This window comes from Microtetraspora sp. NBRC 13810 (assembly GCF_030268685.1).
GTDB lineage: Bacteria > Actinomycetota > Actinomycetes > Streptosporangiales > Streptosporangiaceae > BSRQ01.
In genome coordinates this window covers 337,767-360,393 of sequence record NZ_BSRQ01000003.1, presented here as the reverse complement: position 1 = coordinate 360,393, position 22,627 = coordinate 337,767, and the positions used below count along the sequence as shown (strand labels likewise).

Genomic DNA, 22,627 nt, shown 5'->3' with positions numbered 1-22,627 from the left:
CAAGACCGCCGACAAACAGAACTTAAGGCCGCCCCTAGACATAAGGTGTCAATTTTTTGGATTTAATCGGCCATCCACTTTTAAGACGGTATATCGGAGGTAAGGGCGGCTTACGCTCCGGGCATGCGTGCATCATCCCGGGCGATCGCCGCCCTCGCAGCCCTCGGCCTCACCTTGGCCGGTTCGGTTGCCCTCTCCAGCGCCGCGGCCAACGCCGAGCCCGGCGCCGTCGTCATCAGCCAGGTCTACGGCGGTGGCGGCAACTCGGGCGCCCCCTTCACGAACGACTACGTGGAGCTGTTCAACCGCGGCTCCGCCGACGTCGCCCTCGACGGCTGGTCGGTCCAGTACGCGAGCGCCACCGGAACCGGCGCCTTCGGGAACAACCCGGTGGTGGCGCTGTCAGGCACGCTCGCCCCCGGGCGCTACCACCTGGTGCAGCTCGCCGGCGGCGCCACGGGATCCCCGCTGCCGGCCGCCGACTCCACCGGCTCGATCAACCTGAGCGGCTCGGCGGGCAAGGTCGCGCTGGTCCGCTCCGCCACCGGCGTCGGGTGCAACGGCGGCTCCATCCCGTGCACCCCCGAGCAGACCGCACTCCTGGAGGACCTCGTCGGCTACGGCACGGCGAACTACGCGGAGGGCACCCCCGCCCCCGCCCTGAGCAACACCACCGCCGGGCTGCGCAGGCAGAACGGCTGCGCCGACACCGACGACAACGGGGCCGACCTGGAGGCCGGCGCCCCCGCGCCGCGCAACTCGGCCACCGCCGCGGCCCCCTGCGGCGACGTGGACCCGACCCCGACCCCCACGCCGACCCCCACGCCCACGCCGACGCCCACCGGCGAGCCGTGCGAGATCCCGGTCACCCACCAGATCGCCGAGGTCCAGGGGACGGGTGACGTCACCCCGCTGGCCGGCCGTACGGTGCGGGTCGAGGGCGTGGTGACGGCCGACTTCCAGCGGGCCGACCAGCTCGCCGGCTTCTTCCTCCAGGACCCGACACCCGACGCGAACCCGGCCACCTCCGACGGCGTGTTCGCCTTCGCCGGCACCGGGCTGACCGACGTCAAGGTCGGCGACCGGGTACGGGTGACCGGCACGGCCGTGGAGTACAACGGCTGGACCGAGCTGTCCCCGGTGACCGCCGTCGACGTGTGCGGCCACGGGACCATCAGGCCCGCCCTGCGCACCCTGCCGCTGGCCGCCGGGCAGACCTTCGAGCCGCTGGAGAGCACGCTCGTCACCTTCCCCGAGCCGCTCACGGTGACCGAGCACTACCAGCTCGGCCGCTACGGCGAGGTCACCGTCTCCTCCGAGGGACGCCTCTACCAGCCGACCGACCGGCCGGGCGTCGACGCGGCGAAGAACGAGCGGCGCAGCCTGCTCATCGACGACGCCTCGAACGTGCAGAACCCGGCCACCGTGCCCTACACCTCGCCGCAGGCCGTGCGGGCGGGCGACACCGCGATCGGCGTCACCGGCGTGCTGGGCTACGGCTTCGGCACCTACCGCCTCCAGCCGACCAAGCAGATCAGCTTCCTGCGCACCAACCCGCGGCTGCCCAAGCCGTTCCCGGTGGTCGGCAACGTGAAGGTGGCCAGCCTCAACACCCTCAACTGGTTCACCACGCTCGACTCGCGCGGCGCGGACACCGCCGAGGAGCAGCAGCGCCAGCTCACCAAGCTGGTGGCCACGCTCAAGGGCCTCGACGCCGACGCGGTGGGCCTCATGGAGGTGGAGAACAACGGGCAGACCGCGCTGAACGCGCTGGTCGGCGCGCTCAACGCCCAGGTCGGCGCGGGCACCTACGCGGCGCTCAGCCACCCCCACCCCGGCACGGACCAGATCCAGGTCGGCATCATCTACAAGCCCGCCAAGCTGGTCCCGGTCGGCACGGCCCAGTCCTCCACCGACACGGTCTTCCGCCGCCCGCCGCTCATCCAGACCTTCCGCCGGCCCAAGGGCGGGGAGAAGTTCACGATGATCGTCAACCACTTCAAGTCGAAGGGCTGTGACGGCGCCACCGGCCCCGAGCAGGACCAGGGCGACGGTCAGAGCTGCTTCAACCCCGAGCGGGTGCGTCAGGCGCAGGCGGTGCTCGGCCTGATCGGCTCGCTCAAGCTGGAGAACCCGATCGTGCTCGGCGACCTCAACGCCTACGGCGAGGAGGACCCGATCGACGTCCTCGAAGAGGGCGGTCTCACCAGCGTGACCAAGAAGTTCGTGCCCGCCGCGCAGCGCTACAGCTACGTCTTCGACGGCCTGTCCGGCGAGCTGGACCACGCGCTGGTCGGCAAGAAGCTGCTCAAGCGGCTGACCAGCGCCACCATCTGGCACATCAACGCCGACGAGCCGCTGATCCTCGACTACAACACCGAGTACAACCCGCCCGGCCTCTACAAGCCGGACGCCTACCGCTCCTCCGACCACGACCCGGTCATCTTCGGCCTCACCCTGTAGGCGGGAGCGTGCGACTCCGGGTTCCCGGAGACCTGGTGGGCCGTTGTGCCGACGGGCGTCGATCGCCTCTCGGCACGGCCGCACCGGTTTCGCACTGCGGCTGATCACCGGCATCACACCTGGAGCGCCCGGCGGACGACACGCCGGGCGCTCCTGCGTGTGTGACAACGCGCTGACAGCGTCGCATCCCACGGCAGGCGAAGATCATTTACGCGGCGATAACCCCCGCCTGTGCCACCTCTCCTTCCGGCGGCCGTCAAGGCCGACCGTTGTCGGACACGCGCACGAGCTGCTCACCCACACCGCCGGGATGGGCGGCCCCAGCCGGCCCGGGGAGAACAACTCGGCGGGCCGGATCACCGACAGCGTCGAGGAGCGGCTGGCCGACCTCAGGCAGCTGACGCGCCGGCAGCGGCTGGAGTTCGCCCCGGGCAGCAGGCACGCCTACAGCAGCATCGGCATGGAGGTCCTCGGCGAGATCGTGGCCGAGGTGTCCGGGAAGTCCTTCGTGGACTACGTCCAGGACCACATCTTCGCCCCGGCCAGGATGACCCGCTCGGCCTACTACACCCGGCCCCAGTGGCTCGACGACAAGCGCATCGCCCATCCGTACATGTACCAGTCGGACGGGAGCCGCGTCGACGCCGTCCGCAACCTGGACAAGGGCGCCGTGCTGGGCGGCGCGCCCGGCAGCAACCCCGCGCGCGCGTTCATCGGATCCGGCGGTGGCAGCGGCTTCTCCACCGCGCCGGACCTCGTCCGCTTCGCGCTGGCCCTGCAGAAGGGCGACCTGCTCGACCCCGCCTACACCCAGCTGTACACCAGCGCGCGGATCCCCGTCACGCCCCTGCCGCCGCTGCCGGGCGGCCCCCAGCCTCCCCCTGCCGACCCCGCCGGCCAGGAGGCGTTCCAGGGGTACGGGGTGCTCATGCCCATCTTCAACGGCCAGCGCATCATCGGGCACGGCGGCGGCATCGGCGGCGGGGCGACGAACTGGTCCGTCTACCTTGACAGCGACTGGGTCGGGGTCATCCTGTCCAACTACGACCTGCAGCTCGAACCGATCATCAGCAAGGAACGGCACGCCGTCACCGACCGCGCGGCGCTGCGGTCGAGATGACCGCACCGCGCGCCGCCCGCGGAGGCCCAGCGCACTGATTCCCACCGCGAACGGAAGACCCCCGGCCGGAGGCGGCCGGGGGTCTCCTCGCGGGGCCGGTCAGTGCGGAGCGTTGCCCGCTTCCTCGGCCTGGGCGGCCGGGGCCGCCGGGGGGTGGCCGGGAGCGGCCTTCGGGGCGATGCCGGCGCGCTCGTCGCGCCGGGCCTTGAGGAGGCTGGCCACGGTGGTGACGCCGAGCACCGTGACGATGACACCGAGCGAGACCCAGTTGTTGATCTCCGGGACCCAGGTGACGTGCTGGCCGCCGTTGATGAACGGCAGCTCGTTCTCGTGCAGGGCGTGCAGCACCAGCTTGGCGCCGATGAAGGCGAGGATGGCGGCCAGCCCGTAGGTGAGGTAGACGAGCTTCTGCACCAGCCCGCCGAGCAGGAAGTAGAGCTGCCTGAGCCCCATCAGGGCGAACGCGTTGGCCGCGAACACCAGGAAGGCGTCCTGGGTGATGCCGAAGATCGCGGGGATGGAGTCGACGGCGAAGACGAGGTCCGCCCCGCCGATGGCGACGATGACGATGAACATCGGCGTCATCCAGCGACGGCCGTCCCGCTTGATCGTCAGTTTCGAGCCGTGGTACTCGTCGGTCACCGGGAAGAGCTTGCGGACCAGCCGGACGAGGCCCCCGTTGGGGTCGTACTCCTCGTTCTCCTGCTGGTTGAAGGCGAACTTCCAGGCGGTGTAGATGAGGATGCCGCCGAACAGCCAGAAGATCCAGCTGAAGTTCTGGACGGCCTGGGCGCCGACGCCGATGAAGACGCCGCGCATGATCAGGGCGAGCACGATGCCGATGAGGAGCACCCGGTGCTGGTGCAGCGCCGGCACCGAGAAACTCGACATGATGATCATGAAGATGAAGAGATTGTCGACGCTCAGCGAGTATTCGGTGATGTAACCGGTGGCGAATCCGGCCGCATGCTCGCTGCCCCCGAAAATCCACACGCCGATTCCGAAGGCCACCGCACAGGCGATGTAGAAGGTGACCCATTTCGTCGCTTCACTTACGGTGATCTCGTGCGGTTTCCGGTCGACCACGACGAGGTCGAGGAGGATGAGCGCGAGAAGCGCGGCGAGGGCCGCGATCCAGACCCACGTGGGCACGGACATGGGTGGGGGCATAGTGCTCCTCCGACTGGGCGTTGGTACGTCTGTCGGAGGTCTTCTCCGCTCGCGCCTGTGCGAGCCGACCGCGCCGGGATCAGGAGATCCGTGATGACGACGTGGCCGCGAAGGAGTACTCCCCTCCACTGGTCTGGCGACATCCTACAGGGGTCGTCCAGTGCCCTGAAAGGGGCGCTCCAGCGCCTGGCCGGGGGGAGGCATTCGGGTGAAACTCCGGGGCGGGGCGTTCACGGGAGCGCCGGGGAGAAATTCCGGATAAATATGTAAGCGCTTGCAAAATGCGGGTGATGTCATCGCTCGATATATCCCGGGCCTTCCGGGCACGGCGGGTCGCGCAGTCCGGAGCGAGCCTGATCGGCCCCGCCCGCGGCCTCGGCCACAGGGCGAGGGCGCCGGGCGAGGGCGCCGGGCCCGGCCTCGTGCCGTATCTTCGAGGCCGGGCGGGTGAGAGGAATGCCCGAAGCGGGCAGAAGGTTATGACCGCAGAAAGCAGACGCGACGAAACGAGGAGCCACTGGTGGCGACCATCGCGGTAACCGAGAAGAACTTCAACGACATCGCCGACCAGGGCATCGTGCTGCTGGACTTCTGGGCGGCGTGGTGTGGTCCCTGCCGCACGTTCGGGCCGATCTTCGAGAAGGCGTCCGACAAGCACGGGGACATCACCTTCGGCAAGATCGACACTGAGGCGGAGCAGGGCCTCGCCCAGGGCTTCGACATCACCTCGATCCCGACCATCATGGCGATCAGGGACGGCATCGTGGTGTTCGCACAGCCGGGCGCGCTGCCCGAGCCCGCGCTGGAGGACCTGATCCGGCAGGTGCGGGCGCTGGACATGGACGAGATCCGCAGCGAGCTGGCCGCGGAGATGGACGGCGAGAAGCGCTGACCGGGCGGTCCGGCAGGTGAAGGGAGCCCCGGCGCACCGGGGCTCCCTCTTCGTGCCCGTCGTCAGCTGGAGCGGTAGAGCTCCGCGACCCGGAAGGCGAGGTCCAGCGACTGGCTCCGGTTCAGGCGCGGGTCGCAGGCCGTCTCGTAACGCAGGGCCAGGTCGTCCTCGACGATCGCGTGCCCGCCGCCGACGCACTCGGTCACGTCGTCGCCGGTGAACTCGATGTGGATGCCGCCCGGGTGGGTGCCGAGCGCCCGGTGCACCTCGAAGAACCCGGCCACCTCGTCCAGCACGTCGTCCAGCCGCCGGGTCTTGTGGCCGCTCGGCGCCTCGAAGGTGTTGCCGTGCATGGGGTCGCAGATCCACGCGACGACGGCGCCGCTCGCGTTGACCTTCTCCACCAGCCTGGGCAGCGCGTCGCGGACCTTCCCCGCGCCCATCCGGGTGATGAAGGTCAGCCTGCCGGGCTCGTTGTCCGGGTTGAGCCGCTCGACCAGCTCAAGGGCGTCCTCGGGCGTCGTCGTCGGGCCCAGCTTGACGCCGATCGGGTTGCGGATGCGGCTGAAGAACTCCACGTGCGCGCCGTCGAGCTGCCGGGTGCGCTCCCCGATCCACACCATGTGCGCCGAGACGTCGTACGGCAGGCCGGTGCGCGAGTCGATCCGGGTGAGCGCCCGGTCGTAGTCCAGGATGAGCGCCTCGTGCGAGGAGTAGAACTCCACGGTGTGGAACTCCTCGGGATCGGCGCCGCAGGCCCGCATGAAGGCCAGCGCCTGGTCGATCTCCCTGGCCAGCTGCTCGTAGCGCTGACCGGCGGGGGAGCCGGCCACGAAGTCCTGGTTCCAGGCGTGCACCTGGCGCAGGTCGGCGTAACCGCCCTTGGTGAAGGCGCGGCACAGGTTCAGCGTCACCGCGGCCGAGTGGTAGGCGCGGAGCAGCCGCCACGGGTCCGGCGTGCGGGCCTCGGGCGTGAAGTCGAACCCGTTGACCATGTCGCCCCGGTAGGCCGGCAGCTCGACGCCGTCGCGCGCCTCGACGCCCTTGGACCGCGGCTTGGCGAACTGCCCGGCCATGCGGCCGATCTTGACGATCGGCACCCGGCCCGCATAGGTGAGCACGATCGCCATCTGCAGCAGAGTCTTCAGCTTGTTGCGCACGGCGTCGGCGGTCGCGCCCGCGAACGTCTCGGCGCAGTCGCCGCCCTGCAGCACGAACGCCTCGCCGCGGGCGACCGCGGCCAGCTCGGACTTGAGCTGGTCGCACTCCCCCGCGAACACCAGGGGCGGCAGTCCCGCCAGTTCGGTGACGACCTTCTCAAGCTCGCCGGGGTCGGGCCAGTCGGGCTGCTGCGCGGCGGTCAGGCCCCGCCAGAGATCCAGGTTGATAGCTTCTGCGCTCACGGCATATCAGGCTATTGCACGTGGAGGTGTTATCCAGGCCGATGTCCATCTACTGAGAAGATCTTTCACTCCGGAATTCCGGCCGTACATGTTCCGGCCGTATCCCCAGGCCGATGAGCCGGCCCGCGAGATGCCGCCGCACCGGCGACACGACGCGCGGCATCCTCGGCCGCCGCCCGGCGAGCATCGGCCCGATGGTCTGGTTCTGGACGCGCAACTGCAACGCCTGGGTGATGGCCGCGGGCGGCAGCCGGCGGCGCTGCACCCTGGCCAGCAGGGACGCGGGCATCGGGTCGAGCACCGGCCGGCGGCTCCGCTCCGCCCGGACCATCGGCCCGGCGAGCAGGTTGGCCGCGGCGACCGCGTCCTGGACGGCCAGGTTGATGCCGACGCCGGCGATGGGCGACATGGCGTGCGCGGCGTCCCCGATGCACAGCAGCCCCGGCAGGTACCAGCGGGGCAGCCGGTCCACCACCACCGACAGCACGCTGGTGTCGTCGAAGGAGGCGAGGTTCCGCGCCCGGTCCGCGAGGAAGGGGATCATCTCCCCGATGTCCTCGCGGAACTCCGCGATGCCCCGGGCGCGCAGGGCCGCGAAGCCGCCCTTGGGGATGAGGTAGGCGAGCTGCCAGTACGCCTCCCGGTTGATCGCGACCATGCCCGCGCCCGCGTCGAAACGCAGGAAGGGCTCGGTGACGTCGTCCGCGGTCCTGGGCAGCCGGAACCAGACGACGTCCATCGGGGCGCCGAAGTCCTTCGGCCGCAGCCCCGCCGCCCGCCGGACGACCGAGCCGCGCCCGTCGGCCGCGACCGTCAGCGCGGCGCGGATCTCGTGGTCGCCGGCCGCGTCGCGGTAGTGGACGCCGCGCACCGCGCCCTTCTCGGTGATGACGCCGGTGACCTCCGCGTTCATCAGCACCCTGAGGTTCGGGTTCCGCCGGGCGTGCCCGACGATCAGGTCGAGGAAGTCCCACTGCGGGACGAAGGCGATGTAGCGGTACTTGCCCGGCAGCCTGCGCAGGTCGGCCACCGGCCGCATCGCCCTGCCATCCGAGACCGACATGTAGGACATCTGGTGATGCGGCATCCGGTGGAACTCCGCCGACAGGCCCAGCTCGTCGATCACCTGGAGGGTCGAGGGGTGAATCGTGTCACCGCGGAAGTCGCGCAGGAAGTCGCCGTGTTTCTCCAGCAGCGTCACGTCGACGCCGGCCCGGCCGAGGAGCAGCGCGAGCATGGCGCCCGCGGGGCCGCTCCCGGCGATCACGCAGGTCGTACGCATGGTTCATCACCCAGTGAAACGCTCGCACGGATCGTGCCGGGACGGAACAGACACCGGGCAAAGAGGTGCCAGGGCGGATCAGCGCAGGAAGTCCACGGCCTTGACGAGGGCGGCGGTGGCCCGGTCCCGGAGCGGCGCGTAGGCGTCCTCGGGATACTGCCGGGGGCCGTTCTCCACCAGCAGGATCAGGTAGAGGTAGACGCGGTAGAGCGTCAGCCGGGCGGCGGCCGGCGGGGTGAACTCCACCTTCCCGCCCGCCTCCCGGTAACCGGTCACCATCTCGTCGGACTCCGTCAGCTCGCCGAAGATGGTCGGGGTGACGAAGTCGGCCAGCGGGTCGCCGAAGAACGCCCGCTCGAAGTCGATGATCGCCTGGATCCGGGGCGGGCCGCCGCCGGGGGCGAGGAAGACGTTTCCCGGCCAGATGTCGAAGTGCACCAGCGCCGGCCTGCGCACCTCGTCGAGCACGCCGGCCGCCGCCTCCACGACCGCGGCGATCTCCCCGGCGGGCAGCGGCAGCGGCGTGTCATACCGGGCGGCGTCGGCGAGCAGGGCCGCGGCCATCCGCAGGAACGCCTCCCGCCACGTCGCGCCGCGCAGCTCACCGCGCGGGTAGCCGAAGTGCTCCCCGGTGACGGAGTTCAGGACCGCCAGGTGACGTCCCAGCTCGCGCCGCACCGCCCGCTGTTCTCCCTCCGTCAGGCCGGCGGCGTGGTTCCACGGCACGCCGTCGAGGTCGGCCAGGAGCAGATAGTCGCCGCCCAGCACCGGATCGTCCCTGCCCTCGCGCAGCAGCCGCGCGCACGGCACCCCCGCGCCAGCGCACAGGCGGTGGACCAGCGCCTCGGTGCGCAGCAGGTCCCGCTCGTAGGTGAGCTGTTCGAGGTCCGGCGGGGGCGACAGCTTCAGCACCAGCCGCCGCCCGTCCGTCAGCCGCAGCCGCCACACCACGTTGGCGAAGCCGTCGGCCAGCTCCTCGGCGGACGCCACCCCGGCGCCGGCCGCCCTGCGCAGCAACGCGTCCAGCGCCGGCGCGGTCAGCGCCCTCTTCGTCCTGCTCTCCACCGGCTCGACCGCCTCACCTCGGGGTCATACGACCGAAATGGTCCAGCTCGCCTCGTGCTTGTCACCGGGATAGAGCACCACGAGATCGGTGCCCGAGTTGAACGCGTCCGGCGGGCAGGTCATCGGCTCCACCGCGATCCCGGCGTGCCCGAGCCCGTCGCCGGTGCACACCTGCACCCACGGCAGCACCGCGGGATCCCAGCTCACCTCCACACCGCCCGCCGGGCCGCGCAGCCGTACCCTGGCCATCCCCACCCGGTCGGGGACCAGCGCGGTGAAGGCGTGGTCCAGCGCCGTCGCGCCCACCGGCCGGGGCGCGCGGAAGTCGTACGGCGTGCCGGCGACCTCCGCGAGGTTCCTGGGCAGCAGCAGCTCGTCGGTGAGCAGCACCTGACCGGCGGGCAGCTCCAGCTCCCACGGGCCGACGGGGCCGTCGCCGGCCAGCAGCCACGGGTGCGGGCCGCAGCCGTAGGGCGCCGGCCGGTCCCCGGTGTTCTCCGCGGTGAGCGTGGTGGTCAGCCCGGCGGGGGTCAGCGTGTAGACCGCCTGGAGGGCCAGCGTGAACGGGTAGCCGGGGGAGGGGGTGACGGTGTGCGCGAGCCGCAGGAACGCGTGCTCGTCCTCCGCCTGGAGCCACTCCACCGCCTGCCAGGTCACGTCGGCGACCAGCCCGTGCAGCGCGTGGCCGCGGTCCTTCTCGTTCACCGGCAGCCGGTGGGTCTCGCCCTCGAAGGCGTAGACGGCGCCGCCCACCCGGTTGGGCCAGGGGGCGAGCAGGGTGCCGCTGTAGAAGGGGATGGGACCGTCGGCGGGCCAGCCGGTGACGAGGTCCCGGTCGCCGTGCCGGAACCCGCGCAGGGCCGCGGCCCGCTCGGTGACCTCGGCGACCATGGCGCCGCTGCGGAGGGTGAACTGGCGGGACACCACGGGTCCTCTCACGTCGATGGCCGGTGCACGGAATCGTACCGCGATCATTCGCGGCGGGCCCGGCGCCGCCGCCCGGACCGGACGGCGGCGCCGCGCCGGTCACGCCGAGGCGCGGGTCACCAGGTGGGTGTCCAGGATGACCACCGGCTGGCGCAGGGACTCTCCGTTGATCCTGGCGACCAGCAACTGGGCCATCTGCCTGCCCATCGCCTCCGACGGCTGGTGCACCGTGGTGAGCGCGGGGGAGGAGTGCGCCCCCGCCGACGAGTCGTCGAAGCCGATCAGCGCGACGTCGTCGGGCACCCGCCGGCCCGCCTCCTTCAGCACCCGCATCGCGCCGAGCGCCATCGGGTCGGAGGCGGTGAACACCGCGTCGATGTCCCCGTGACCGGCCAGGAGACCGCGCATCTCGGCCATGCCGCTCTCCTCGGAGAAGTCGCCGAACGCCACGATCTCCGGCAGCCCGGTGGCCAGTAGCGCGTCACGGTAGCCCGCCAGCCGGTCCACGCCCGCGCACATGTCCTGCGGCCCGGCGATCGTCGCGATGCGCCGCCTGCCCTGGGCGAGCAGGTACTTCACCGCCTGCCTGGCGCCGGCCCGGTTGTCCACGTCGACGTAGCTGTAGGGGTCGAGGCCGACGGGCCGGCCGCCGAGCACGGTGGGCACGCCCATGTCCTCCAGCCGCCCGGGCAGCGGATCGGCGCCGTGCAGGGAGATGAGCAGCACGCCGTCGACGTGCTGCCCGGTGAGGTACTGCTCCAGCCGCGAGTGCTCCTCCGGCGACTGCGCCATCGCCAGGATGAGCTGCAGACCCGTCTCGCTCAGCGCCGAGCCGATGCCCCGGACGATCCCGGCGAAGAACGGCTCGTCGAAGAGGCGCTGCTGGGTCTCCGACACCACCAGGGCGATGGTGTCGGTACGGCGGGTCACCAGCGTCCGGGCCGCCCGGTTCGGCACGTAACCGAGCTCCTCGATCGCCTGCAGCACGGCGTCGCGCGCCTTCTCGCTCACCTTCGGCGAGCCGTTGATGACCCGTGACACCGTGCCCCGCCCGACGCCGGCCCGCGCGGCGACCGCCTCCAGCGTCGGACGCGTCACCGTGCGCCGGTCCCCGTTCATGGACGATGCCCCCCTATCCGTCGTGGGCGCCGTCCGAGACGGGCGCCGTGCGTTCTCATTCTGCCGGAGCCCGCAACCCGCCACGTTTGATGTTCTCCGCGTACCAGAGGGCGCTGTCCTTGGGAATTCTGCGCTGCGTTTCGTAGTCCACGTAAACGAGCCCGAAGCGCTTTCCGTATCCCCAGGCCCATTCGAAATTGTCCATCAGCGACCAGGCGAAGTAACCCTGGAGCGGAATCCCCGCCTCGATGGCCGCGTGGCAGATCCGCAGATGGGCGTCGATGTAGGCGACGCGCTCGGGATCGTGCACCGACTCGTCGCCGGTCACCACGTCCTCGAAGGCGGCGCCGTTCTCCGCGATGACCATCGGGATCGCCGGGTACTCCGCGGCGACCCTGGTGAGGATCTCCAGCAGGCCGGCGTCGTCGATCTCCCAGCCCATCGCGGTCACCGGGCGCCCGCCGTTGACGAAGGACACCTGCTCGCTGCCCACCCAGGGCGATCCCGTGTCGGTCGGCGCGGCGGCGGCCGAGGCGGCGCCGCCGGGGGCGCCCGACACGGTGAACCGGCTGTAGTAGTTGACCATCAGCAGGTCCAGCGGCGTGGAGATCACCTCCAGGTCGCCGTCCCGGGCGAACGACGTGCCGGCCACCGGCGCGATGTCCTCCAGCACGTCGGCCGGGTAGGAGCCCTTGAGCAGGGCGTCCAGGAAGAACCGGTTCTGCAGGCCGTCGATGCGCCGGGCCGCGTCCAGGTCGGCCTCGCTGCCGGTGTGCGGCGTGATCGCGTACAGGTTGACGCAGCCGCCGATCCTGGTGGCGGCCGACTGGGCCCGCATGGCCTGGGTGGCGAGGCCGTGGGCGAGGTTCAGGTGGTGCGCGGCGCGGATCGCCTCGGCCGGCTCGCGCCGCCCGGGGGCGTGCTCGCCCGAGGCGTAGCCCAGGAACGCCGCGCACCACGGCTCGTTGACCGTGCTGAAGTTGGTCACCCGGTCGCTCAGCGCGGCGTGCACGGCCGCCGCGAAGTCGGCGAAGCGCTTCGCCGTGTCCCGGGCCGGCCACCCGCCGGCCTCCTCCAGGGCGAGCGGCAGGTCCCAGTGGTAGAGGGTCACCCACGGGTCGATGCCGTGGGCGAGCAACTCGTCGGTGAGCCGCTGGTAGAAGTCGATGCCGGCCGGGTTGATCGCGCCGGAGCCGGTGGGCTGGATCCGGGGCCAGGAGACCGAGAACCGGTAGGCGGACAGGCCGAGATCGGCCATGACCCGCACGTCCTCCCGGTACCGCCGGTAGTGGTCGATGGCGACGTCCGCGTTGTCGCCGTTGAGCACCCTGCCGGGACTGGCCACGAAGGCGTCCCAGATGGAGGGCCCGCGCCCGTCCTCGGCGACGGCCCCCTCGATCTGGTAGGCCGAGGTGGACGCGCCCCAGACGAACCCGGTGGGAAAGGCGAGATCCGGCGACTGTGTCTGCGTCTGCTGCGTGGTCACGCTTTGACTGCACCTTCCATGAGGCCGCCGACGATCTGCCGGCCGAACGCGATGAAGACGATGATCAGGGGGAGGACGGACAGCGCCGTGCCGGTGAAGATCAGGGCGTAGTCGGTGCTGTGCTGGCCGGTGAGAAAGGCGATCGACACCTGGACCGTGGGGTTCTCCGGGGTCAGGACGATCAGCGGCCACATGAACTCGTTCCAGTTGAGCATGAACGTCTGGAGCGCGAGCACCGCCATGCCCGGCCGTACGGCGGGCAGCACGACGTTCCAGTAGATCCGCATGGTGGAGGCGCCGTCCACGCGGGCCGCCTCGACGAGTTCCTGCGGCACCGCCTGCTCGGTGTACTGCGTCATCAGGAAGACGCCGAAGCCGTTGAGCAGGAACGGCAGGATGACCGCCTGGAGGCTGCCCGTCCAGCCGAGGTTCACCATGAGCTGGTAGAGCGGCACGACCCCCATCTGCTGGATCGGCACCATCATCGTGATCAGGATGGACCCGAGCAGCAGGTTGCGGCCGCGGAAGCGGAGCCGGCCGAAGGCGAACCCGGCCAGCGTCGATATGACGACCACCGAGAACGTCACCGTGGAGGTGACGATGAGGGAGTTGGTCAGCCCGGTGACGAAGTGGGCGTCCTCGGTGGCGAACACCCGGGCGATGTTCTCGCCGAGGTTCCCGCCGGGCAGCAGCGGCGGCGGGACGTCCACGGCCTGCGCGGTGGTCCGCGAGGCGATGACGATCATCCAGTAGATCGGGAAGATCGACAGCAGCACGGTGAAGATCAGCGCCGCCTTGGTGAGCGGGGTCGCCCTGAAGGGGTCCCGCCGGTCCCGCACCCTGCCCGCGACCCGCGGGCGGGTCTGCGTGATCGTGGTCATTTCGCGCCCCCGATGCGGCGTGCCAGGAAGTAGTTGATGAGGACGCCGACGAGGATGAGCAGGAACAGCATCCAGGCGACCGTGGCGGCGTAGCCGTACTCGAAGCGCCGGAAGCCCTGCTCGACGATGTACATCGCGACCGTCTGGAACTGGCCGGTGCTGCCGCCGTCCATCCGGCCGTTGTTGAACAGGACGGGCTCGGCGAACAGCGTGAGGCCGCCGATCGTGGAGACGAAGACGGTGAAGACGATGATCGGGCGCAGCATCGGCAGCGTGATCTGCCAGAACTGGCGGCGCGGGCTCGCGCCGTCGATCGACGCCGCCTCGTACAGGTCGCGCGGGATGGTCTGCATCCCGGCGAGGTAGATGATCGCGTTGTACCCCGTCCAGCGCCAGTCGACCATCGTGGCGATCGCGATCCAGGAGGACCACTTCTCGTTCTGCCAGGCGATGTTGTCCACCCCGAACAGGCCCAGGATCCAGTTGATCATCCCGTAGTCACGGCCGTAGAGCTGGGTGAAGACCACCGCGACGGCCACGATCGAGGTGACCAGGGGGATGAGCACGCCCATCCGGAAGAACAACCGCCCGCGGATGCGCTTGTTGAGCGCGTTGGCCAGCAGCAGGGCCAGGACGAGCTGGGGAACGGTCGCCAGGACGAAGATGCCGACAGTGTTCACGACGGCGTTCCAGAAGTCGCCGTCGCTCATCAGCTTGACGTAGTTGTCCAGCCCGGTGAACTCCGCGTCCCCGGCGAGTTCGTACTTCTGCAGCGAGGTCCAGAACGTGAAGGCGAGCGGGAAAAGCCCGAAGACGGCGAAGAGCAGGAAATAAGGGGAGATGAGAAGGTAGGGCGTCACACGCAGGTCGAACATGGCCGGCAGCCGGCCGCGCGGCCCGCGCCCGCCCTGCCGTGGGCGGCGACCGGGCGCGCGGGCGTCGGCCCGCGGCCCCGTCTCGACGTGGAGGCTCATCGGAGGTCACCTTTCGGCGTTCGGAGCGGCCGCCGGCGCGCTCGCCTGCGGCCCGCTCGGGAGGTCGGCCGCCGGCCCGCCGGAGCGTTCGCCGTGGCGGGCCGGGGACGGGTGGGGCGGCGTCAGCCGTCCGCCACCTTCTTGGCCTCGTCGATGAACCTCTGCCATGCCTGACCGACGGGGATCGAGCCCTCGTCCATGCCGAGGATCACGTTCTCCACCTCCGCCTTGGTCTGCGAGTGCTTCTCACCGAGGAAGATCGGCGGCAGCGACTTGACGGACGGGCCGTAGATCGCGCCCAGCGGGGCGCCGCTGAACCACTCGTTGACCGCGCTCTGCAGGTCGGGGCTGTCCTGCGCCGGGATGGTGCTCGGCAGGTTGCCGCCCTCCTTGAAGGCCAGGAGCTGGGCCTCGGGGCTGGTCAGGTAGCTGAGCAGCTCCGCGGCCTCCTTCGGGTGCTGCGACTGCTTCGGCACGGCCAGCCACGAGCCGCCCCAGTTGCCTCCGCCGCCGCCGGGCGCGGTGGCGACGTCCCACTGGCCCTTGCCCTGGTCGGGCTTCTCGCCGTCCTCGGTGATCGTGCCCTGGATCACGCCGAGCATCCAGCCGGGCGCGCCGACGGTGGCGAAGGCGCCCTGGCGCATGCCCGCGAACCACGGGTCCTGGAAGTTGCGCAGCTTGGCCGAGATGCCCGCCGAGTTGACCTTGGTGGCGAAGTCGAAGGCCGACCTCACCGCCGGGTTGCTCTCCACGATGAGCTGGTTGTCCTTGCTGTAGTAGGAGACGTCGCCGTTCTTGGCCGCCTCCTGCGACAGCACGACGTTGAACCAGGTGTTCAGGCCGTCGATGAACTTCGTGTCGGGGACCTTCTCCTGGAACTTCTTACCGGTCTCGATGAAGTCGTCCCAGGTCGCCCAGAGCTTGGCGACCTCCTCGCGGTCGGTGGGCAGGCCGGCCTTCTCGAAGAGGTCCTTGCGGTAGGCGACCGCCATGCCGCCGACGTCGGTGCCCAGGGCGAACAGCTTGCCCTCGGCGTTGATCCCGTTCTCCCACTTCCAGGCGGGGAAGTCGCCCTGGCGGCTCTGCAGGCCGTACTGGCCGAGGTCGGTGAAGAACTGCGGGCGGGCCTTGGCGAGGCCCATGCCGGCCTCGTCGATGCCGATGACGTCACCGGCGCCCTTGCCCGCCTGGAGCCAGTTCAGCATCTGCGGCCAGTACTGGTTCTCGAAGTCCGGGGTGAGGTTCGTGTACTTGACCTGGATGTTCGGGTGTTCCTGGTTCCACTTGTCGACGGCCGCCTTGTAGCCGAAGTTGGTGCCGCCGCCGAAGGTCTGCAGAGTGAGGGTGATCTTCTCGTTGGGCGCCGAGGACGTGCCACCGGTCGCCGCCGGTTCCCCGCCGCCGCCGCACGCCGCGACGGCCAGCGCCGCGGCCATCGCCACGGCGGCGGAGGCTAAGCGGCCGGGCCGCTTCTTGATCGTCATTCCGGACCCCTCTCAGGTGGTCGCCCGATTCGATGGGAGATGGAACATCGCGACCCGGTCCCCGACAACGCGGTGGCACGATGCGCTGCGTATTCGCGTGAGTCCCCGATGTTTTGGGAGCGCTCCCACGAGACTGGCCGATGTGGAACCGGGACGTCAATACGCCGAAACCTAACTGTTACTCCGGCGGCTGACTGGCATCTGAAATGGCGATATAAGGCGCTTTGGGGGATATATCAGTCGTTGGGAGCGCTCCCACACAATGGTGATATATCAGGACATGGGGGTATTTGTGGGCGGGGTCAGGCGGTCCAGGCGCGGATCAGCGGGAGCAGGACCCGGTCCACCGTCGAGCGGACGAACTCGTCGTCGAGCGGACGGCCGCCGAAGAACATCTGACGGAAGATCATCGCCTCGACCACCGCGACCGGCTCCGCGGGCTCGACCGGGCCGGCGAGGTCGCCCCGCTCGCGGGCCCGGCCGAGCACCAGCACCATGCCGGTGAGGTTCTGGCCGGGCAGATGGGCGCGCAGGGCGGTGGCGAGCTCCGGGTCGGCGAGCAGGGTCGGGATCAGCCCGAGGACGAGATCCCGCTTGACCTCCAACGTCTCGCACAGCGAACGGCACAGCGCGACCAGGTCGCCGCGCAGCGAGCCGGTGTCCGGGGGCTCCGCGACCGCCAGGTCCATCCGGTGGCAGATGACGTCGACGACGATCTCGGGCTTGCCCGTCCAGCGCCGGTAGATCGTGGCCTTGCTGGCCCCGGCCCTGCGGGCGATCTGGTCGATCGACATGCGGTCGTAGCCGACCTCGGCGAGCAGGCCGAGGGCGGCGTCGAGGATCGCGTGCTCCCGGCCGGGGTCGAGCCTGCGGGTCCCGGCCGCCCCGCCGTCCTCGGTCCGCACGCGCTCACCCTCTCCTCCGGGACCCCGTGGTCCGCGGGGTTTCTGCGGGCCGGCGCGGTCACCCGTGTGTGGCGTGCCGCCCGAACTGTGCGAAGTCTACGCCGGTGAGCTCGCACGAGACCTCCCACAGCCGCCGTGCCACCCCCTCGTCGTACGCCTTGGCCGAAGGCGTCAGCCGCTTCGGCCCCGGGCCGATGAACTCGCCGCCCCGCGCGTCCGGCGAGGTCGCCGCGTAGAGCGAGGGCACGGCGCCCTCCTCGGGGGACCTCATCATCAGCCGGGCCACCGCCACGAGCGCGCCGGTGAGCGGTCCGGCCTTGACGAAGGGGGTGGCGGTCGCCCCGGGATGCGCCGCGAGGCTCAGCAGGCCGGCGCCCGCCTCGTCCGCCCTGCGCTGCAACTCCCTGGCGAACATCAGGTTGGCCAGCTTGGACCGGCCGTAGGCGGAGAACCGGCCGTAGCGCCGCTCCAGCGCCAGGTCGTCGAAGTCGATCCGGCCCCACGCGTGCGCGTCGCTGGAGACGGTCACGACGCGCGCCGTTGGGCGGCCCTCGCCCCGGGCGAGCAGGCGGGGCAGCAGCAGCCCGGTCAGCGCGAAGTGCCCCAGATGGTTGACGCCGAACTGCGTCTCGAAGCCGTCGGCGGTGGTGCCGCGCCGGACCATGCCGAGGCCCGCGTTGTTGACGAGCAGGTCGAGCGGCCCGGTCACGGTGCCGGCGAACTCGCGCACCGAGCGCAGGTCGGCGAGGTCCAGCCGGCCGTGCTCGACATCCGCGCCGGGGACCAGGTCGCGGATGCGGTCGGCCGTGGCGCGTCCCCTGGCCGGATCGCGGACGGCGAGGAGGACCCGGGCGCCGCGCCTGGCCAGCTCCAGCGCCGTGGGGACGCCGATGCCGCTGCTCGCCCCGGTCACCAGCGCGTTGACCCCAGTAAGCGGGGGGATGTCGCGGACGGTCCAGGTCGTCATGGGGATGCCTCCGAGTGTACGGAACGGTTTCGTACACCACGATACGCCCAACCGGCGGTGATGGACCGCCGACTTGCGGGGAGGGGGCTCCCGGCGTAGGCTGCGAGAAAGGTAGGCTTTCATATTGAAAGTCAGCCGAGGGGAGGGGGAGGCCGATGTCACCGCCCGCAACCGAGGCCCGCCACAGCCCGATCGAGCGGCGGATGGCGGACACCGTGGCCGTGCTGACCCTGTGCCACCGGCCCTACAACCTGCTCGACGGGGAGATGTCCGGGCACATCGTCGAGGCGCTGGCCTGGGTCGCCGGGCAGGGCGCCCGCGCCGCCGTGCTGGGCAGCGGGCTGCGGCACTTCTCCGCGGGCGCCGACCTCGACGCCATGGCCGCCGCCGCCGCGCGCGGCGACGGCGTGCTGGACTGGGGGCTGACCGAGGTGCTGCGCGCGTTCGGCGAGCTGCCGATCCCGGTCGTGGCCCGGGTGCACGGGGTCTGCGTCGGCGGCGGCCTGGAGCTGGCCCTGGCCTGCGACCTCGTCGTGGCGGGCGAGTCGGCCAGGCTGGGATCGGTGGAGGCCACCGTGGGGCTGCACCCGCTGATGGGCGGCGTCCAGCGGATCGTCCAGCGGGCCGGCGCCGCGCGCGCGAAGGAGATGGCGATGCTCGGCCGCCGCTACGACGCGCGCACCATGGAACGCTGGGGCGTCATCAACCGCGTGGTCCCCGACGAACGACTGGACGCCGCCACGATGAGCCTCGCCCGCGAGCTCGCCGCCGGGCCGACCGTGGCCCACGCGGCGACGAAGGCGCTGGTGTCGATCGCCGAGAACGAGGGCGTGGCCGCCGCCGACGAGGCGATGGCCGGACTCCAGAAGCCGATCTTCCGCTCCCGCGACTTCGCCGAGGGGGTCGAGTCCTACCGGCGCGCCGGTCCCGGCCTGGCCGAGTTCAGGGGGTGCTAGCGATGACCGCGCTGCTCGACGGGATCCGCGTCGTGGACTTCTCCCGGGTGCTGGCCGGGCCGCTGTGCGCGCGCACCCTGCACGAGCTCGGGGCCGAGGTGGTCAAGGTGGAGCCGCCCGCCGGGGACATGGCCCGGCGGGCCTTCCCCCGGTGGGGGGAGATCTCCGGCTACTACGCCCAGCAGAACGCCGGCAAGCGTAACGTCTCCGTCGACCTCAACGTCCCCGGCGCCCGGGAGGTCGCGCTGCGGCTGTGCGACCGCGCGGACGTCGTCGTGGAGAACTTCCGCCCGGGCACCCTGGCCTCCTTCGGCCTGGGCTACGACGACGTCGCGGCCCGCAACCCGCGCGTCGTGTACGCCTCGATCAGCGGGTACGGCCAGCACGGCGCCTGGAGCTCGCGGATGGCCTACGCCCCGACCGTGCAGGCCGAGACGGGCCTCACGGACCTCACCCGGGAGCAGTTCGGCGCCCTGCGCACCGACTCCCTGTCGCACGCCGACGTCTACGCCGGGCTGCACGCCGCGATCGCGATACTGGCCGCGCTGCGCCACCGGGACGCGACCGGCGAGGGGCGGTACGTGGACGTGGCGATGGCCGCGGTCATGCTGTCGGTCGACGAGCGGGTGCACGCCGACCTGTCCGGCCTCGACCTCGGAGCGGAGACGCCCATCCTGGGCGCGACGGACTGCCCGTTCTTCACCGGTCCCGGCGGCGAGACGTTCGTCTGCCCGATGAGCATGGTGGGCAGCATGTCCTTCCCCGCCTACCTCGCCGCGATGCGCCGCCCCGAACTCGCCCGCGACCCGCGCTTCCGCACCCCGCAGGCCCGCCGGGCGCACCTGGAGGAGCTGCACGCGATCGTCCAGGACTGGATCTGGACCTTCGACGACATGGCCTCGCTCGACGTCCAGCTCGACGAGGCCAAGATCGCCACCGGGCGGGTGCGCACCCTCGCCGACGTCGCCGGCGGCGAATGGGCCGCGCGGTGGGGCGCGGTACGGCACGTGCCCGACCGCGCCGGCGGCGAGATCCCGGTCCCGGGCCCGCCGTGGCACTTCGGGCCGGACGGCGGCGAGCGGCAGGGTGAGGAGCCGCCGGCCCGCCAGGGCGAGCACAACGTGCAGATCCTGCGTGAACTGGGGTATGACGACTCCCAGATCACCGGGCTGCGGCGCGCCGGCGCCCTGGTCTCGCCCGGCGACGCGGGCGAGGAGGGCGGCCCGCCCGCCGCCCCGGCCGGCGCGGACCAGCCGCCGGCCGTACCGTGAACCGACCACAGGAGATCACCATGGGTGCTCTCGCCGACTACCAGAACGAGATCTACCTCAACGGGCTGCGCGGCCTGGTGCCGGAGCTGCCCACCGGCCTCACCGAGCTGGAGGGGCTCGCGCGCGAGCGGCTCGACCCGCGGGCGTTCGGATACGTCGCCGGGTCCGCGGGCACAGGGTGGACGGCCCGCGCCAACCGCGACGCCTTCGAGCGCAGGCGGATCGTGCCCCGGATGCTGCGCGACGTGGCCGCCCGCGACCTGTCGGTGGAGCTGTTCGGCCACCGGCTGCCGGCGCCGGTGCTGCTCGGCCCGGTCGGCGTCCTGACGATCATGCACCCGGACGGGGAGATCGCCGTGGCGCGCGCGGCGGCGGCGCAGGGGACGCCGATGGTGCTGAGCACCGCCGCGGCCCACTCGATGGAGGAGGTGGCGGAGGCGGGCGCCGGCGGCCCGCGCTGGTTCCAGCTCTACTGGCCCGGGGACCCCGACCTCGCGGCGAGCTTCCTGCAGCGCGCGCACGCCGCCGGCTTCCAGGCGCTGGTCGTCACGCTGGACACCCATACACTCGGCTGGCGGCCACGCGACCTGGACCGCGGCTACCTGCCGTTCCTGCGCGGCGTCGGCGTCGCCAACTACTTCTCCGACCCGGTGTTCCAGAAGAAGGTCGGCGGCCCGATCGGCGCGGGCAACCGGCGCGAGGCGATCGCGGCCTGGCAGGCCACCTTCGGCAACCCCTCGCTCACCTGGGAGGACCTGGGGTTCCTGCGGGACCACTGGGACCGGCCGATCCTGCTGAAGGGGATCCTGCATCCCGCCGACGCGCGGCGGGCCGCGGACGCGGGCATGGACGGCGTCGTCGTGTCCAACCACGGCGGACGGCAGGTCGACGGCGCGATCGGCGCGCTGGACGCGCTGCCCGCGGTGGTGGAGGAGGTGGGGGACCGGCTCACCGTGCTGTTCGACAGCGGCGTGCGCACCGGCTCCGACGTGCTCAAGGCGCTGGCGCTGGGCGCGAGGGCGGTCCTGATCGGCCGTCCCTACGCCTACGGGCTCGGGCTCGGCGGGGAGGCCGGCGTGCGGCACGTCATCCGGTGCCTGCTGGCCGACCTGGACATCACGATGGGGACGGCGGGCGTGCGGCGGCCGGCGGAGGTCACGGCGGGCCTGCTGGCCGGTTGAGGGGATGTCGCGTCGGTCCAGGTCCCTCGGGGGCTCCGCGGGAGGCGTCCTGCCGCCTCGCGGAGTGCGGGATCCCGGCCGGGCGACACCCGGTGGGGGAGTCGGTCAGGCGGTGTACTGCGGGTAGCCGTAGCCGACGACCTGGCTCTTGGGCCGGATCCTGACCTCGACCTGGCCGCGTCCGGTGTTGCCTTCGACGGTCTTGATGGTGCCGTCGCCGTTGTCCTGCACGACGATGCCGACGTGGTCGACGCTGTCGACGTCCTTGCTGCCGTTCCAGGCGTAGAAGACGACCGCGCCCGGCTTGGCGACGTCGCCCCAGTGCCCGTTGTTCTGGAACCACTTGGCGTAGGTGACGGTGTAGGCGTCCCAGCCGAGGATCGGCCGGATGCCGAGCTGGTCGCCCAGCCAGGAGACGAACATCGCGCACCACGGGGCGTTCAGGTAGATGGCGGGGGTGCCGCCGCCGTCCCGGGCCAGGGTCTCCTTGGCGCGCTGGGTGTTCATGTACCACTGCTGGAACTTCGTGCCGCCGCCGTAGCTGTTCTCGCTGATGCCGACCTGGCGCATGGCGAGGTTGATCACGTCCTGGGCGGTGACCATCTTGGCCGCCTTGTCCGCCGCGGCGGGGACGCGCACGGCGGTGTCGGTGGGGCTGTCCGCGTAGGCGGAGGCGACCGGGCCGGCGACGGCGCCGGCGGCCAGGGCGAGACCCGCCACGCCACACACGAGGCGGGTTCGCGTTCGCTCACTGATCCGGGAGAGGGACATAGGGGGAGAGCTCCTTGCTTCCATGCCGCCTACCGAGTTAGCTGACGGGTTCGGACCTGGAAGGCGGCCCTACGGCACCCCCGCCTCTGACGAGGCGGCGGACCGATTCACCCCATGGGAGAGATGGGTCCCCGGCTCCGCTCGCGCGGACTCGGCGGCCGCGCCCCAAGACGGGATGGGGATCCCGCCACGTGGGCGCGGTGCTTGCAATGACCAGGCAAACGTTCAAACCCGACAAACAGGCACGAACGAGTACCTAATTCCTGAAAAGGTAATACATGAGGCTATGGGAGGGCAAATGGGACATTAA

The 22,627-nt window shown here is 71.2% G+C and carries 19 protein-coding genes and 1 riboswitch; of the genes, 6 read left to right on the top strand and 13 right to left on the bottom strand.

The annotated features are described in order from the left end of the window. Nucleotides 1-123: 123 nt before the first annotated feature. On the top strand, nucleotides 124-2,463 hold the full coding sequence (locus QSK26_RS08745; RefSeq protein ID WP_285774495.1) for an ExeM/NucH family extracellular endonuclease: 2,340 nt from the start codon (nucleotides 124-126) through the stop codon (nucleotides 2,461-2,463). 157 nt (nucleotides 2,464-2,620) lie between these two features. Then, a complete protein-coding gene (locus tag QSK26_RS08740) occupies nucleotides 2,621-3,583 on the top strand; it encodes a serine hydrolase domain-containing protein (protein ID WP_285774494.1) in 963 nt (320 codons plus the stop codon). Nucleotides 3,584-3,682: 99 nt separating this feature from the next. Here QSK26_RS08740 and QSK26_RS08735 read toward each other — a convergent pair whose 3' ends face one another. Continuing rightward, entirely contained in the window at nucleotides 3,683-4,741 is a 1,059-nt protein-coding gene (locus QSK26_RS08735; protein ID WP_285774493.1) for a TerC family protein, read from the bottom strand. A gap of 532 nt (nucleotides 4,742-5,273) precedes the next feature. On the opposite strand from QSK26_RS08735, the gene trxA reads away from it, so the two are divergent. Continuing rightward, nucleotides 5,274-5,645 (top strand): thioredoxin, encoded by a 372-nt coding sequence (trxA, locus tag QSK26_RS08730; protein WP_285774492.1) that lies wholly within the window; start codon nucleotides 5,274-5,276, stop codon nucleotides 5,643-5,645. 62 nt (nucleotides 5,646-5,707) lie between these two features. On the opposite strand, the gene QSK26_RS08725 is transcribed toward trxA, so the two are convergent. From QSK26_RS08725 to QSK26_RS08675, 11 genes are all read right to left on the bottom strand, one after another. Beyond that, on the bottom strand, nucleotides 5,708-7,048 hold the full coding sequence (locus QSK26_RS08725; RefSeq protein WP_285774491.1) for a class II 3-deoxy-7-phosphoheptulonate synthase: 1,341 nt from the start codon (nucleotides 7,046-7,048) through the stop codon (nucleotides 5,708-5,710). Between the two features lie 49 nt (nucleotides 7,049-7,097). Continuing rightward, nucleotides 7,098-8,330 (bottom strand): FAD-dependent oxidoreductase, encoded by a 1,233-nt coding sequence (locus QSK26_RS08720; RefSeq protein WP_285774490.1) that lies wholly within the window; start codon nucleotides 8,328-8,330, stop codon nucleotides 7,098-7,100. A 78-nt stretch (nucleotides 8,331-8,408) separates the two neighbouring features. Beyond that, the gene (locus tag QSK26_RS08715; RefSeq protein WP_285774489.1) at nucleotides 8,409-9,395 is read right to left on the bottom strand and encodes a phosphotransferase family protein; all 987 of its coding nucleotides are present in this window, start codon (nucleotides 9,393-9,395) and stop codon (nucleotides 8,409-8,411) included. A gap of 24 nt (nucleotides 9,396-9,419) precedes the next feature. After that, the gene (locus QSK26_RS08710) at nucleotides 9,420-10,319 is read right to left on the bottom strand and encodes an aldose 1-epimerase family protein (protein ID WP_285774488.1); all 900 of its coding nucleotides are present in this window, start codon (nucleotides 10,317-10,319) and stop codon (nucleotides 9,420-9,422) included. Between the two features lie 102 nt (nucleotides 10,320-10,421). Beyond that, on the bottom strand, nucleotides 10,422-11,441 hold the full coding sequence (locus QSK26_RS08705; protein ID WP_285774487.1) for a LacI family DNA-binding transcriptional regulator: 1,020 nt from the start codon (nucleotides 11,439-11,441) through the stop codon (nucleotides 10,422-10,424). A 55-nt stretch (nucleotides 11,442-11,496) separates the two neighbouring features. Then, nucleotides 11,497-12,927 carry a GH1 family beta-glucosidase gene (locus QSK26_RS08700; protein WP_285774486.1) on the bottom strand — a complete coding sequence of 477 codons (1,431 nt, stop codon included), beginning with the start codon at nucleotides 12,925-12,927 and terminating at the stop codon, nucleotides 11,497-11,499. After that, nucleotides 12,924-13,808 carry a carbohydrate ABC transporter permease gene (locus tag QSK26_RS08695; RefSeq protein ID WP_285774485.1) on the bottom strand — a complete coding sequence of 295 codons (885 nt, stop codon included), beginning with the start codon at nucleotides 13,806-13,808 and terminating at the stop codon, nucleotides 12,924-12,926. The genes QSK26_RS08700 and QSK26_RS08695 overlap by 4 nt, the downstream gene beginning before the upstream one ends. Continuing rightward, complete coding sequence (locus QSK26_RS08690) at nucleotides 13,805-14,782, bottom strand: carbohydrate ABC transporter permease (RefSeq protein ID WP_285774484.1); 978 nt, start codon at nucleotides 14,780-14,782, stop codon at nucleotides 13,805-13,807. The genes QSK26_RS08695 and QSK26_RS08690 overlap by 4 nt, the downstream gene beginning before the upstream one ends. A 122-nt stretch (nucleotides 14,783-14,904) precedes the next feature. Then, nucleotides 14,905-16,266, bottom strand: coding sequence for an ABC transporter substrate-binding protein (locus QSK26_RS08685; protein ID WP_285774483.1), 1,362 nt, complete (start codon nucleotides 16,264-16,266; stop codon nucleotides 14,905-14,907). 302 nt (nucleotides 16,267-16,568) lie between these two features. Continuing rightward, on the bottom strand, nucleotides 16,569-17,171 hold the full coding sequence (locus tag QSK26_RS08680) for a TetR/AcrR family transcriptional regulator (RefSeq protein WP_285774482.1): 603 nt from the start codon (nucleotides 17,169-17,171) through the stop codon (nucleotides 16,569-16,571). A gap of 58 nt (nucleotides 17,172-17,229) precedes the next feature. After that, on the bottom strand, nucleotides 17,230-18,138 hold the full coding sequence (locus tag QSK26_RS08675) for an oxidoreductase (protein WP_285774481.1): 909 nt from the start codon (nucleotides 18,136-18,138) through the stop codon (nucleotides 17,230-17,232). A gap of 155 nt (nucleotides 18,139-18,293) precedes the next feature. Here QSK26_RS08675 and QSK26_RS08670 point away from each other — a divergent pair, with 155 nt between their 5' ends. The 3 genes from QSK26_RS08670 to QSK26_RS08660 are packed head-to-tail and all read left to right on the top strand — an operon-like array spanning nucleotide 18,294 to nucleotide 21,546. Further along, nucleotides 18,294-19,094 (top strand): enoyl-CoA hydratase/isomerase family protein, encoded by an 801-nt coding sequence (locus QSK26_RS08670; RefSeq protein ID WP_285774480.1) that lies wholly within the window; start codon nucleotides 18,294-18,296, stop codon nucleotides 19,092-19,094. 2 nt (nucleotides 19,095-19,096) lie between these two features. Further along, nucleotides 19,097-20,365 (top strand): CaiB/BaiF CoA transferase family protein, encoded by a 1,269-nt coding sequence (locus QSK26_RS08665; RefSeq protein ID WP_285774479.1) that lies wholly within the window; start codon nucleotides 19,097-19,099, stop codon nucleotides 20,363-20,365. Between the two features lie 20 nt (nucleotides 20,366-20,385). Further along, nucleotides 20,386-21,546: a lactate 2-monooxygenase gene (locus QSK26_RS08660; protein ID WP_285774478.1), complete on the top strand. Its 1,161-nt coding sequence runs from the start codon at nucleotides 20,386-20,388 to the stop codon at nucleotides 21,544-21,546. A 105-nt stretch (nucleotides 21,547-21,651) separates the two neighbouring features. On the opposite strand, the gene QSK26_RS08655 is transcribed toward QSK26_RS08660, so the two are convergent. After that, nucleotides 21,652-22,266, bottom strand: coding sequence for a CHAP domain-containing protein (locus QSK26_RS08655; protein WP_285774477.1), 615 nt, complete (start codon nucleotides 22,264-22,266; stop codon nucleotides 21,652-21,654). A gap of 62 nt (nucleotides 22,267-22,328) precedes the next feature. Continuing rightward, nucleotides 22,329-22,484, bottom strand: a riboswitch (cyclic di-AMP (ydaO/yuaA leader). Between the last annotated feature and the right edge of the window lie 143 nt (nucleotides 22,485-22,627).